Annotated in this window: 9 protein-coding genes and 1 pseudogene; 6 read left to right on the forward strand and 4 right to left on the reverse strand. The window is 66.0% G+C overall.

What is annotated here, in order from left to right; genetic code table 11:
- Window positions 1-26: 26 nt before the first annotated feature.
- Together ACWEO2_RS06740 and ACWEO2_RS06745 are read left to right on the forward strand one after the other, a co-directional pair.
- On the forward strand, window positions 27-956 hold the full coding sequence (locus tag ACWEO2_RS06740; RefSeq protein ID WP_452404438.1) for an aldo/keto reductase: 930 nt from the start codon (window positions 27-29) through the stop codon (window positions 954-956).
- A gap of 114 nt (window positions 957-1,070) precedes the next feature.
- The gene (locus ACWEO2_RS06745) at window positions 1,071-2,435 is read left to right on the forward strand and encodes a wax ester/triacylglycerol synthase domain-containing protein (protein ID WP_452404439.1); all 1,365 of its coding nucleotides are present in this window, start codon (window positions 1,071-1,073) and stop codon (window positions 2,433-2,435) included.
- 116 nt (window positions 2,436-2,551) lie between these two features.
- On the opposite strand, the gene ACWEO2_RS06750 is transcribed toward ACWEO2_RS06745, so the two are convergent.
- Both ACWEO2_RS06750 and ACWEO2_RS06755 read right to left on the reverse strand, forming a co-directional pair.
- Window positions 2,552-3,754: a cytochrome P450 gene (locus ACWEO2_RS06750; RefSeq protein WP_452404440.1), complete on the reverse strand. Its 1,203-nt coding sequence runs from the start codon at window positions 3,752-3,754 to the stop codon at window positions 2,552-2,554.
- Between the two features lie 108 nt (window positions 3,755-3,862).
- Window positions 3,863-4,453 (reverse strand): TetR/AcrR family transcriptional regulator, encoded by a 591-nt coding sequence (locus tag ACWEO2_RS06755; protein WP_452404441.1) that lies wholly within the window; start codon window positions 4,451-4,453, stop codon window positions 3,863-3,865.
- A gap of 392 nt (window positions 4,454-4,845) precedes the next feature.
- On the opposite strand from ACWEO2_RS06755, the gene ACWEO2_RS06760 reads away from it, so the two are divergent.
- Window positions 4,846-6,300: a class I adenylate-forming enzyme family protein gene (locus ACWEO2_RS06760; protein WP_452404442.1), complete on the forward strand. Its 1,455-nt coding sequence runs from the start codon at window positions 4,846-4,848 to the stop codon at window positions 6,298-6,300.
- A gap of 476 nt (window positions 6,301-6,776) precedes the next feature.
- Window positions 6,777-7,670 (forward strand): MurR/RpiR family transcriptional regulator, encoded by an 894-nt coding sequence (locus tag ACWEO2_RS06765; RefSeq protein ID WP_452404443.1) that lies wholly within the window; start codon window positions 6,777-6,779, stop codon window positions 7,668-7,670.
- 11 nt (window positions 7,671-7,681) lie between these two features.
- Here the strand turns inward: ACWEO2_RS06765 and ACWEO2_RS06770 are convergent, their stop codons facing one another.
- On the reverse strand, window positions 7,682-9,064 hold the full coding sequence (locus ACWEO2_RS06770) for an amino acid permease (protein ID WP_452404444.1): 1,383 nt from the start codon (window positions 9,062-9,064) through the stop codon (window positions 7,682-7,684).
- A 159-nt stretch (window positions 9,065-9,223) separates the two neighbouring features.
- Between ACWEO2_RS06770 and ACWEO2_RS06775 the strand changes: the two genes are divergently transcribed.
- Both ACWEO2_RS06775 and ACWEO2_RS06780 read left to right on the forward strand, forming a co-directional pair.
- Entirely contained in the window at window positions 9,224-9,997 is a 774-nt protein-coding gene (locus ACWEO2_RS06775) for an enoyl-CoA hydratase/isomerase family protein (protein ID WP_452404445.1), read from the forward strand.
- Between the two features lie 2 nt (window positions 9,998-9,999).
- Entirely contained in the window at window positions 10,000-12,168 is a 2,169-nt protein-coding gene (locus tag ACWEO2_RS06780; protein ID WP_452404446.1) for an acetate--CoA ligase family protein, read from the forward strand.
- 435 nt (window positions 12,169-12,603) lie between these two features.
- On the opposite strand, the pseudogene ACWEO2_RS06785 reads toward ACWEO2_RS06780, so the two are convergent.
- Window positions 12,604-12,858: pseudogene (locus tag ACWEO2_RS06785) on the reverse strand (CHAP domain-containing protein); the annotation flags it as partial.
- Window positions 12,859-13,188 lie beyond the last annotated feature (330 nt).

Below are 13,188 nucleotides of genomic sequence, written 5' to 3' on the forward strand. Positions count from 1 at the left end.
CATTCATTTCCGTCCGAAAGGAAAGCATGACCACCGAAGCACAGTCCCGTCCCGCCGCCGCCTCGGGCACCTTCGCTCTCGGTGGTGACCTGCCGGTCCGGCGCCTGGGCTACGGCTCCATGCAGATCACCGGGCCCGGCGTCTGGGGCGAGCCGAAGGATCCGGATGAGGCCGTACGCGTGCTGCGCCGCGCCATCGAACTCGGCATCACCTTCATCGACACCGCGGATTCCTATGGTCCGTTCGTCAGCGAAACCCTCATCCGCCGGGCACTGCATCCCTATCCCGATGACCTGGTGATCGCCACCAAAGCCGGGTTCACTCGGCCCGGTCCCAGCGACTGGCGGCCACTCGGTCGCCCGGAGTATCTGCGTCAGCAGCTCGAACTGAGCCTGCGCCATCTCGGCCTCGACCGCATCGATCTCTTTCAGCTGCACCGGATCGACCCGAAGGTCCCGCTCGCAGACCAACTCGGCGAGCTGGCATTGCTGCAGCAAGAGGGCAAGATTCGCCATATCGGCCTGTCCGAGGTGAGCGTCGCCCAGCTCGCGAAGGCGCGCAAGATCGTCGATATCGTCTCGGTACAGAACCAGTACAACCTCGCCAACCGCAGCGCGGAGGACGTACTCGAATACGCCGAGGCCAACAACATCGCCTTCATCCCCTGGTTCCCCATGGCCACCGGCGATCTCGCGCGCCCCGGCGGTCCACTGGACACTCTCGCGCGCCCCGACGCCAGCCCGTCCCAGCTCGCGCTGGCCTGGCTGCTGCGGCGTTCGCCGGTCATCCTGCCCATTCCGGGTACCTCGAGTGTGGCGCATCTGGAGGAGAACACCGCCGCCGCCACCATCACGCTCACCGATGACGAATACGCCGCACTGTCCGCGGTGAGCACTCCCGCACCGGGAGGCGCCGGTGGTTGGCGTTCGCTGCTGCCGAAATTGTCCCGCGGCTGACGAACGCCGGTCCCCAGTCGAACACGGCTGGGGACCGCCAACGCCGACAGTCGATTTCAGTTCCGCTCAACGTAATGGCAGAGTGCAGCAAATCGGATCGACGAGAGCAACATCATGCATGAATCACAGCTGGTGGCCAATGATGCCGCCTACTACTATCTGGCCCGCTCGGGTCGGGTCACCGACTGGCCGATGTGGTGGGCGTTCGATAACGAGACCGGCGCGCCGCCGGCCGCCGCGGACATCGTCGCCCACTTCGGCGAGCGGGCCGAACTGCTCGCACCGCTGCGCCGCCGCATCCGCGAGGTGCCGGGCGGGCTCGGGCATCCGTACTGGGTGACAGACGACAGTCCGATCGCTGCGCACATCGTCACTCATGATGCGGCACAACTGGATTGGGCCCAGTGCCTGGACGAGATGGGACGCGTTCTTGCGCAACCGCTGGACGCCCGGGTCAGCGCCTGGCAGCTGCACGTATTTCCGAATGTGGTCGGTATCGCCACGCTGAGCGGCGCGGGCACCGTGGTGCTGATGCATATCAGTCATGCCCTGATGGCGGGTCCGGCCATGACCTCGTTGTCGGAGGCCTTGTTCGCCTCGGCACCGTTGCGGATCGATGGGCTCGGTCCTGCCGCGACACGTCCACGCCTGGCGCTCAACGCCGTTGGCGGGGCGCTGTGCTGGCCGCTGCAGACGCTGGGATTCAACCTCCGCGTCCGGGGCGAAATGCGCCGGATCGCCCGCGAGGGCGATGACGGCGGGCCGAGTACACCGCCGGTCAGCCCGACCGTGCTCAACCGGCGAATCGGTGCGGGACGCGCCATGCGCACCATCCCCTTGGACCTGCGGGACGTGCGGGTGCCGGGGATTACCGTGACGGCCCTTGGGCTGACCGCGATCTCCCGCGCCGTGCAGCGCTATCTCGAAAAACGCGATGGCACCTGCCCCGACGATCTCGCCGCATTGGTGACCATCGCGGTGCCCGACGCCGAGGTCATGGGTGTCAATCGCGTGGGTGCCGACGCGGTCGCGCTGGCCGCGGGTGAGCCCGACCTCGCCGATCGCGCGCGAGCCGTCGAGGCCACCTTGCGCGAGCGCCGCCGCTCGCCATCGAGCCGCCGGGAACTGGGCCGACTCGCACTGGTCGACCGGCTGCCGAGCCGCGTCTACCGGGCCAGGTTCGGTACGCTGCCGCCCGCGGATCCGAACGCGCCCGCGCTCGCACATACGATCCTGACCAGCATCAGGTGCGAGCCGACCGCCGAATGGTCATTGTTGGGCAAGCCGTTTCGCTTTGCTGGCATGCTGCCGCCGGTGTACCCGGACATCGGTCTGGCGCATTCGTTCGTCGGCGTTGGCGATAGCTTCACCGTATCCGTGGCCTGCGATCCGGAGATAGTACCCGACCTCGACGCCTACCGCGACATCCTGTTGGAATCGCTCCGCGACGTCGCCGCTGCTCTCGGCGAGTCGGAGTAACCGAGGCAGTTCAGTTCGTCGAGGCGAGTCAAATGGTGGTTGTGGATGGGGTTTTGGGCGACCAAATGACTCAGCTCGACGAACTGAACTGCCAGTAGCGGGGGAGAGTTCGACGCCTACCAGGTCACCGGTAGGGCTTTCGGGCCGCGAACCAGTAGACCGGACTTCCATGGCACCTCTTCGATTGGTACCGCTAGGCGCAGGGTCGGGAACCGTCGCAGCAGCGAGTCGAGCGCCACTTGCAGCTCGACCCTGGCCAGTTGGGCACCGAGACAGTGGTGCGCGCCGTGCCCGAAGGCCATGTGCGGGTTGCGTTCTCGGGTGAGGTCCAATTCCTCGGGATCGTCGAAGACGGCCGCATCCCGGTTGGCGGCCTGGGTGTTGACGAATACCGACTCCCCGGCCCGGATGGTGACGCCGCCCAGTTCGAGGTCCTGGGTGGCGACTCTGGGAAATGAACCGCCCGAACCCAATGGGACGTGGCGCAGCAGTTCCTCCACCGCGCTCGGGACGAGTTCCGGTCTGCCGCACAGCAATTCCCAGTGCCCGGGCTCGGTGAGCAGCACATAGGTGAAGTTGGCGATCTGGTTGGCGGTGGTCTCGTGGCCCGCGATGAGCAGGCCGATACCCAGGTTGACCAGCTCCGCCTCGCTCAGCCGGTCCTCATCATCGCGCGCGGCGACCAATGCGCCGAGCAGATCGTCGGTGGGCTGCTCCCGGCGCTGTGTCACCAATTCGGCCAGGTACGCCTCCAGGCCCGCCCGTGCGGCGCCGATCTGCTCCCGGGTGTGCGCCGTGGTGGACAGCACCGTATCGGAGAAGTCACGGAAGCGGTGCTGGTCTTGCGCTGGGACACCGAGCATTTCGCAGATCACCGTGACCGGCAGCGGCAATGCGAGCATTTGCACCAGATCGGCGGGTGGGCCGGAGCGCTCGATTTCGTCGAGCCGCTGGTCCACGATCTGCTGGGCGCGCGGACGCAATGCCTGGACCCGGCGACCGGTGAAGGCCTTGACCACGAGTCTGCGCAGCCGGGTGTGCTCCGGCGGATCCATGCTGAGTAGTGAGTTGGGGCGCGCGGGCTCGGGCGTTGCGCGCGGAATGTCCTCGCGGTCGACCGCCGCGGCGCGGCTGAACCTCGGGTCGGCGAGTACCAGTTTCACATCCTCGTAGCGGGTCACCAACCAGCCATCGCCGCCGTAGGGCAGCCGGATGCGGCTGATCGGCTCCTCTCGGCGCAGCCGAGCGAAGAGCGGATCCATTTCGAGGCGGACCGGGGTGCCGAAGGGGAAGCGGCGTACCTCGTTGTCGACTGGCATGTGCGATCTCCCTTCCGCGACGCAGACGGTGGGCGCCCGAGTCATGTAAGCAAGTGCTTACAATCGATGGTAGGAAGGCGGCATCGGCCCGTCAACGGTTGAATATCGTTACGGCGGTGGGAAATTCACATCCACACGCTCCAGTAGCACCCGCGCGGCGCGCAGCACATGCTGGGCAACCGCCGCCGGATCGGCGCTGGCCAGTGGTTCTCGGTGATGTACGGAGCGGACCAGTCCGATGCCGAGCAACCAGGCGAGCAGCAGATCGGCGCGCAACTCGGCATCGGGGCCATCGGTGAGCGCGGAGAGCGCGCGGGCGTATTCGTCGCCCAACTCGCGGCGGATCGCCGCCGCTCCTTCATCGTGTCCGCTGGAGCGTAGCGCCGCCTGCAGCCAATGTCCCTGTGCCGCCGAGCCGCTCGGCTCGAGCGCACGAGACAGCAAGCGGCCGAGCAGACCATCGACCGGCCCGTCTTCCAGTACGCGTCGTCCCCGATCGGCGATCGCCGCCCGGAACAGTTCGTCCTTACTGCCGAAGTATCGGAACAGCAGCGCCTGATTCACCCCGGCGCGTGTGGCGATTTCACGCACCGTTGTGCGCTCGTAGCCGCGTTCGGCGAACAACTGTTGCGCCGCGGTCAGAATCGCGGTTCGTGTCGCGGCCGAATCCCTTTTGCGGCCGACGTTCTCACCAGACATGTGCCCTCCGGTTGATCCCAGACAGAGCAGCGTAAGTCCCCTGATGAGCGGGACCAAGTGCGGCTCGGCCGACCGTGTCGAGGTATTCGTCCCGTTCCCAAAAATGGGAACGAGGATTGTGGGCATGCTCGAGGCGCGGCGGTAATGTTGGGCACCTGGCGCCGCTAAGAATTGGACCTCGACGGTGGCGCTGGGGCTGTCACGATGCGGAAGGCGTTGGTCGCGCGGACTTCGGGTTCCATTGCTCACCTCTTGTTCCCCCTTGCCGGGAGGTGCCGGGGATAACTGCTGCGATCGGCGATGGGTGCCGTTTCGTGACCCCACTCCCGTTGCGGATTATCGAATTCTGCAACGGGAGTGGGATATCCATCGCGCCATCGGAAGGACAATTGATGGATACCCTCGATCGGCCGTTTCTTGTTTCCGCCGATGCGGATCCGATCTTGTCATTCGGTCAGCTCGAGGCCTGGGCCGAATCCGTTGCGTGGTGTTTGAAGAGAAATGGCGTCGGTTCCGGTGATGTGGTGGTCGCCGAACTACCGAATTCACCGGCCTTCGCGGCGGTAATGTCGGCGGTCTGGAATATCGGTGCGGTATTCGCGCCGGTGGATCCGCAGCTGAGTGCGCAAGAGAAGCAGCAGATCTTGGCGCTGGCCCGGCCCAGCGTGGTGGTCGCCTCGACCCCGGGGCCGATCGAGTCGCCGACGCTATTGTGGCGCAACCCGTTCGAGCCACCGGCGCACATCGAATGGATCCCGTCGCAGGCGGCGCGCAGACATCAATGGGCGCCGACAGTGCCCGACCCGCCGGTGCACGAAGGCGACCGGCTGATCCTGTTCACCTCCGGCTCCACCGGAGCACCGAAGGCAGTGGCGCTCTCCGAAGCCAATATCGCGGCCGGAATATCCGCTGTCGCAGATCATTTCGCCCTCACACCGGAGGACCGCACCATCGCGCTGCTGCCGTGGGCGCAGGGCCACGGTCTGTTCGCGAACCTGATGGCGACCCTGCGCAACCGGTGCACGGTGGTGCTGCCGTCCGCGAGCGAGATGCGCGAGTCGCACCGGTTGCTGGATTCGGCGACGCCCACCTGGCTCACCGTGATGCCAGCACAGCTGGCCGGTCTCACCGCCGGGCTGGTGGCCTCGCGCAAGCGGGCGCGCGGTATGCGTTTCCTGCGCACCGCTTCGGCACCGCTCTCGCGCCTGGCGGCCGAGCGCGCGGAACGCTTGCTCGGCTGCCCGGTTGTCGAGGCCTTGGAACTCGCCGAGACCAGCCACCAGGCGGCGGCCGATCCACCGTCGTGGGAGCGGGTCCCCGGCACCGTCGGCACACCGACCGGTGTCGAATTCCGCCTGGCCGGTGCCGAATTGGCGGGCGGGCACGAGCTGGAGGTCCGTGGTACGGCACTGTTCAGCAGATATGTCGGCAATCCGGCGGCCACCGCGGCGGCCTTCACCGCGGACGGCTGGTTGCGCACCCGCGATGTGGCCCGTCGGGAACGCGACGGACGCTTGCGAATCCTAGGGCGGCTCAGCGAAATCGCGCATCGCGGCGACCATGCGGTCGCACCGGTCGATGTGGAGTCCGCGCTCGACGAACATCCCGATGTCGTCTCCTCGCTCGCCACGCGCGTACCGCATCCCCGCCTGGGCGATGACATCGCCGCAGTCGTCCACCTGCGCAAGGGTGCGCAGACCACCAAACGAGACATTGTGCGGCACTGCCACGCACACCTGGCCGAACACCAGATTCCCGGCCAGATCCGCTTGGTCACCCAGTTGCCGAAATTGCCGAATGGAAAGCCGAGCCGTCGCATGGCGGCACAGTTGTTCGAGGTCGGCTGAATGGTCGGTGCTATCTTCTGACTGTCGGTCGATCCGGCACTGAACAAGGCCACGTCGACGTCGCTGAGGCTTGTGCCGTGGTCGACTGATCGGTCGATAGCGACGGCGGCGCCCATGGGTGTGTGGCTGCCGGTCGTGGCGGCGGATCTGGCGGAGTCGATGGTCTGTTCGCGGGTGTGGTAATAGTTGCGGATCCAGTCGAAGCAGTCTGCTTCGGCTGGCCACCGCATGTTTGCCAGCTGTGCTCGTTGTCGCATTCCGGCGTGGGAGCCCAGTGGTGATGCGTTCAACGTGTTGAGCGCCGCGAGTCCGGTTATGAGCAGTTGGGCCACTGGTTGGCGCCCGGACGCCCGGGTAAAGACATGGACTTTCTGGGTGGTGAAGCTGTCTGGCCTCGAGGACCATCAGCGGAGTCGGCTAACTTGGCAGATAACCGCATGTGCACGCAAGCGGTGCGAGGCTGCGGAGGAGGTTCGGTGGATACGAACGCGGAGATGACGACGGGTTTAGCGAGCTTCGACGAGCTGGCCGTGGAGATACGTCGCAGGATGGATTCGCTGTCCGCCGCGCACAAGAAGCTGGCTCAGCGGGTGCTGTCGGATCCCGAAGCGGTGGCTTTTATGACTGTCTCCGAGCTCGCGGGCGCGGTCGATGTCAATGAGGCGACGGTCGTGCGGTTTGCCAATGGTCTGGGTCTGAAGGGGTATCCGGGGCTGACGCGACTGTGTCGCGAACGGTTGCAGGAGCAGGCGCAACTGTTGCGCCGCTTCGACAATCTCGAGCACCTCGTAGCCGAAGGCGTCGGGATGCGCGAACAGACCGTGGCGCTGGATCAAGCGAATATCGCCCGCACATTCGCGCGCATCGACGAGGCGATGTGGGATTCGGCCGTCGATCGGCTGGCCCACGCGCCCCGGGTGCATGTGATAGGTCTGCGCAAGTGCCATGCCCCGGCGTATCTGCTGACCTACCTACTGCGGATGCTGCGCGAGGATGTATCGGCGATAGATGCCACTGTGGGAACGCTGACCGATGAATTGCGCCGAGTGCGTGCGGGCGATTGTTTCGTGGCGATGTCGATCCATCGGTACAGCCTCGACACCGTGCGTGCCGCGCAGTGGGCTCGACAGCGCGGTGCCCATGTCATCGCATTGACCGATACCGCCCTATCGCCGCTGGCGGTATCGGCGCACGATACGTTTTACATCGATGCGTCCAGCGCCAGCATCCTGCGATCGATGACCGCTTTCACCTCCCTCACCCAGGCAATGACGGGTGATGTCGCACGAATCCTGGGGCATGAAGTGCGCTCGACACTGCTCGAGGAGGAAAAGCTGCTGGATGAGTTCGGCGTCTACGCCACCGATTGACACCGGCGCGGTCAGCTATCCGCCGTAGCCAGCTGTGCGACACCGGCCCGGCGCTGATGAATCAGGCCGGCGGTGACCGCGGTCGCGGTGACCAGGAGCGTCAGCGCGAGCGGCGTACGGGTACCGGAGTGCAGGGCCATTCCACCGACGATGGCCAGCAGGACTACACCGACCGCGTAGGACAGGTATGTGCCGCCCCACATCTTCACCGGCAGTGCGGTGATCTGCGCCGCGGTCTTACTACGACGCCCCGCGATGTGGGTGGCGCAGATGCACAGGTAGACAACGACCGCGACCGCACCCGAGGAGCTGAGCAGGAAGGTGAAAACCGCTCCGGTGGGCAGGAAGTAGTTCGCCACGACCGCCAGGAATCCGGCGCTGGAGGCGGCGAGAACACCGGCGACAGGCACCCCGGATCGGGCGGTCCTGCCCAGTACGCGAGGGCCTTCACCGCGGCGCGAGAGCGAGAACAGCATCCGCGATGACGAGTAGAGACCCGAATTCAGGCACGACAACACCGCCGTGAGTACGACCAGATTCATGGTGGTCCGCGCGCCGGGAACGCCGAGCAGGTCCAGCACCGCGGTGTACGGGCTCTCCGTGACTTGCGTTGCGTTCCAGGGCAATAGCGTGACGACAACAAGTATCGAGCCGACGTAGAAGATCAGGATGCGTCCGGCGACGCTGCGCATGCTGGCGCGCACCGCGCTGACCGGATCCTGTGCCTCGCCCGCGGCGATCGTTACCAGCTCGGTGCCGAAGTAGGAGAAGAACACCGTCAACGACGCCACGAGCAAAGGCGTCAAGCCATTCGGGAACAGACCACCGTGCCCGAGGAGGTTGGTCGTGCCCGGCGCTTGGTGGTGCGGAAGCAGGCCGCAGATGGCCGCGACGCCGATTCCGATGAACGCGACGATCGCGATAACCTTGATCATGGCGAACCAGAACTCGAAACGCGCGAAAGAAGTTACCGCCGCGAGGTTTACGCCGGTCAAGGCGCTCATGAAGATCAGGGAATATAGCCAGGTCGGCACCGACGGCAGGAGCTGATTGGCGACCGCCGCGCCGGCAATGGCCTCGAAAGCGACTGTGACGCACCAGTGATAGGCGTAGACCCAGCCCACGGACAGTCCGGCCCAGGTGCCGAGTTCACGGGAGGCGTAGCTCGAGAACGATCCCGTTTCGGGGCTGGCTGTCGCCAGCTCGGCAAGCATGCGCATTACCAGGATGATCACCAGGCCGGTGAGTAGGTAAACGATGACAATGCCCGGGCCCGCTGCGGAGATCGCTTTGCCACTGCCGACGAACAACCCGGCGCCGATCACTCCGCCGATACCGATCATCGTCAGCTGCCGAGTGTTGATGCTGTGCTTCAGATTTCCCGAGGTAGGCACGATGCCTTCTTCCATGAACCGTGGGCCGTCGCCCGATAGCAAGTAGTGACATAGAACACGCCGAACCGACGGGGCGCAATACATATTGCAAAAGTGGTCAAATCTGCAAAACCTATGGCATAGTGCAGATGTCGACCCGCCGAAGAAGAAGTGAGGCCCATGTCCACCGTGCTGGTGAGCAGATCCGGTTCCATCGCAACGCTCGTTCTCAACCGCCCTGAACGGCTCAACGCCGTCAGTGCAGAGCTGTACCGGACGCTGGTCGACGAACTGAATACCGCCGACTTCGATCCGGGTATCCGCTGTGTTGTCCTCACCGGTGCCGGACGGGCGTTCTGTGTGGGTGCCGACCTGAAAGCGCACAAGTCCGGCACCATGACTCCGGCGGAACAGGCGCGCTACATCGAGCTGGGCCAGCGCGCCTGCGAGCAGATCCAGACGATGTCCACCCCGGTGGTGGCGGCGGTCAACGGATATGCACTCGGTGCCGGCGCGGAGCTGGCCGTCAGCGCGGACTTCCTGGTCATGGCCGAGGACGCGCAGATGGGGTTTCCCGAGGTGAGCATCGGCACCTTCGTGGGTGGTGGCGTCACCAACCGGCTTCCGCGTCTGGTCGGTCTGCGTAGGGCCACGGACATGCTGATCCTTGGAGAGCGATTCACCGGTCGGCAAGCACTCGATTGGGGGCTGGCCCACTCCGCGGTGCCTGGAGACCTCCTGCTCGGGTCGGCCCAAACGCTCGCCGAAACCCTGGCGGCGAAGGCGCCACTCGCGCTGGCCCGGATGAAGGCGGCACTACACCGCGATGACCCCCTCGACGTCGCGCTGGCCACCGAACCGCGCGACCTTCTCGCATTGATGGCCACCCGGGATTGGGCCGAGGGCGTCGCCGCATTCGCCGAACGCCGCACCCCCGTCTTCGAAGGAAAGTAGAGATGACCAGCATCGACGACCGCACGCCCAGCCTGGGCGCGCCCGCACGCACGGCGCTGGAGCGGCTGTTCGACCCGCATTCCATCGCCATCGTCGGCGCGTCCGTCAATCCGGCCAAGCGCGGCTTCCAGGCCATCCGCGCCCTGCAGCAGTCCGGCTACGCCCATCTCGTCTACCCCGTCCACCCGACAGCACCGAAGATCCTCGGTCTCGATGTGTACTCCTCGATCGATCGGCTCCCATACGGCATCGATGTCGCGCTGATCGCGTTACCCGCCGCGGCGGTCCCCGACACGCTGCGCCAGTGCGCCGCCGCTGGTTTCGCCGGAGCTGTCGTGCTCGCCAACGGTTTCGGAGAGATCGGGGGACCCGGCGCCGAACGCGCCGCCGCGCTCGCAGCGGTGATCGCCGAGACCGGCATTCGGGTCATCGGTCCGAACACCTCGGGTCTGCTCAACGTCACCTCGGGCGCGAATCTCATTGGCCTCGAGGATGTTCCGTGTGGCCCGATCAGTGTGATCACGCAGAGCGGGAATATGCTGCTGTCGCTGGTCAACGATGATCGGGCGATCAAGGGCCCCGGTTTCCACGTCTGCGTGGGACTGGGTAACCAGGCCGATATCCGGTACGACGAATGTCTCACCGAATTCGTCCGCGATCCGGGTACGGGCGTCGTGGCCATTCATTCCGAGGGATTCGTCGACGGAAGGTCGTTCCTGGTCGCCGCCGCTCATGCCGTGCCGGATAAACCGGTTGTCGTGCTGCGCGGTGGGCGTTCGGAGGTAGGGCGCCGCGCCGCGCGGTCGCACACCGGCTCGATTGCCGGATCGGACGCCGTGGCGACGGCCGTGCTAGGGCAGGCCGGGGTGGAGCTCGTCGAGCGCTCCGACGAGCTCGCGGTTGTCGCGGGCGCCCTTGCCAACTGCGCCCCGATCGCCCCGGGGCGCAAGGTCGCGATCCTCAGCGACGGTGGGGGGCACGCCACCCTTGCCGCCGACGCCCTCGTCGCCCGCGGCATCGAACTGGCCCGGCTCGGCGAGCGGACCCAGAAGCGGCTGCGGCACCTACTCGGCGCTACCGCGGCCGTTGCCGGTCCGGTCGACGTGGCCGGCGCCACAGACACCGACCCATTGGTGTTCGCCGAGGCCGTCGATATCCTCATGCGCGATCCCGAGGTCGGTCTGGTGCTGATCATCGGCCTCTATGGCGGCTACCACCTGCGCTTCGACCCAGGGCTGCGCTCGATCGAGGATGCCGCCGCCGGGTTGTTGCTGACACTCATCGCCGAAAACAGTGTCCCGCTGGTGATCCAGAGCTGCTACGCCGGTCTCGACCTCGCCAACCACGACCGCCTGCGGGCCGGTGGCATACCGGTGATCAGCTCCATCGATCACGCCGTGCGGGTCGTGGCGGCCCTGGAGCGGCGTGGTCGCCTGCTGGCGACTACCCCGCAACGCTCCGCGCTCGTACTTCCGCCCCCAGCCCCCGCGATCTCCGGATCGGGACTCCTCGATGAGCCGACCGCACGGCGGGTGGTCGCCGCCGCCGGAATCGACCTCGGCGCATGGACTTTTGCACGTACCGTCAACGATGCGGCCGCAGCCGTCGTTGACTATCAGCGACCGTGCGCGCTGAAAGTTGTTTCACCGCAGGTCATCCACAAGTCCGAGGTGGGCGGGGTCAAGGTTGGTGTGATGGCCGTCGAGGCGGCCCAGCACGCACAGGCGATCATCGACTCTGTCCATGCGCATGTGCCCGACGCCCGCATCGACGGGATGATCGTTGCTCCCATGGCCGATGCTGGAGTCGAACTGCTGGTCGGCGCCACCCACGATCCGATTTTCGGGCCGGTGGTGGCCTTCGGTAGTGGTGGGGTGATGGTCGAGGCATTGCAAGACGTCACATTTCGCGCTGCGCCCTTCACCGTGTTCGAGGCGCTCGAAATGGTCGACGAGACGATTGCTGCCCGCATGCTCGACGGCTACCGTCATCTCCCGGCGGTCGACCGGCAGCAGCTGGCTCGATTTCTGGTCCGCGTCGGCGATTTCGTAGCCGCGCATCCGGAGATATCCGAACTCGATCTCAATCCGGTGATCGCTTCCGATTCCGGCCTGGTCCCGGTCGATATTCGAATTGTATTGCGCGAGAAGACCGGAGACGACGATGGCTGAGCCGATCGGCATCGACGGTGTCGGCCATGTCGCTGTCTGGGCACTGGACCATCCGTGGCGCGCAACCCGATATCCGCGGCCGACACGATTACCGTGCTCGACGACGCGGTGATGGTGGTCGATCGGGACCATAGCGTGAAAGTGTCCGCACTGCGACATACACCTTGGGCACGGCCGAGACACTGTGTGCGGGGATAGGATTCGGCACTCTATCGGAGACTCGGAAAAGGTTCCGGACCCGACCGGAGTCTCGGTCTCGGCACCGGCCGAGCCTGTCGTCGGCGGGCGCCGGTCAGCGGCAGCTGTGCAGCACCTGCTCCGCCGGCCCGGCGACTTAGGTGGATGAACGACGCCGACGAAGCCGTCGGAGAGGCTGTGGGTCTTCTGGCGCACCCCCTCACCGGACATGCCCCCTCCGGTGGTGTTGCCCTCGACGGTGGTGATGGTGTTGCCGTTCCGTGCGACCACGAGGCCGACGTGTCGCTCGCCGGGAAAGACAATGAGGTCGCCGGGGCGGGCGTCCGAAGGGCGCGCGGCCAATCCCATGCGCGTGGCATCGGACCAGACGCTCGGCACGTAGTTCTTGTTGCTCCACGGCACGTGGATACCGGCCTGCTGCCAGGCCCAGGTCGCAAAGGACGCGCACCACGCAGCGTCGATGTTGTTCGGCGGCAGGAGGGCGGACCGCAGGGCCGTACGACGTCGGTGGCGTTCCCGTCATCGGCGGCGACGCAGACGCGGGGCCCGGGGAGCTGGCCGTCGAGGGGATGGGTGCTTGCGTTCCGAGAGGCGGGTTTTTGCCTTTCTGGCGCTGGGTTGAACACCTGAGGCATGAAATTGCCGACCACGGGCCGGTTACGTGGGCCGTTGGCCGGGACCGAAGGGGCTTTGGACACATCATCGACCGGAGCGTCCTGGGACATGTCCGCATCGAACGGATGTGTCTCCGCTTCCCCGGTCATCGGCCATACCCGGTAGGACTCACCGTGTCTGTGACGACGCTTTCGTCCGAAGCCCACG

Source organism: Nocardia sp. NPDC004278 (genome assembly GCF_053602975.1).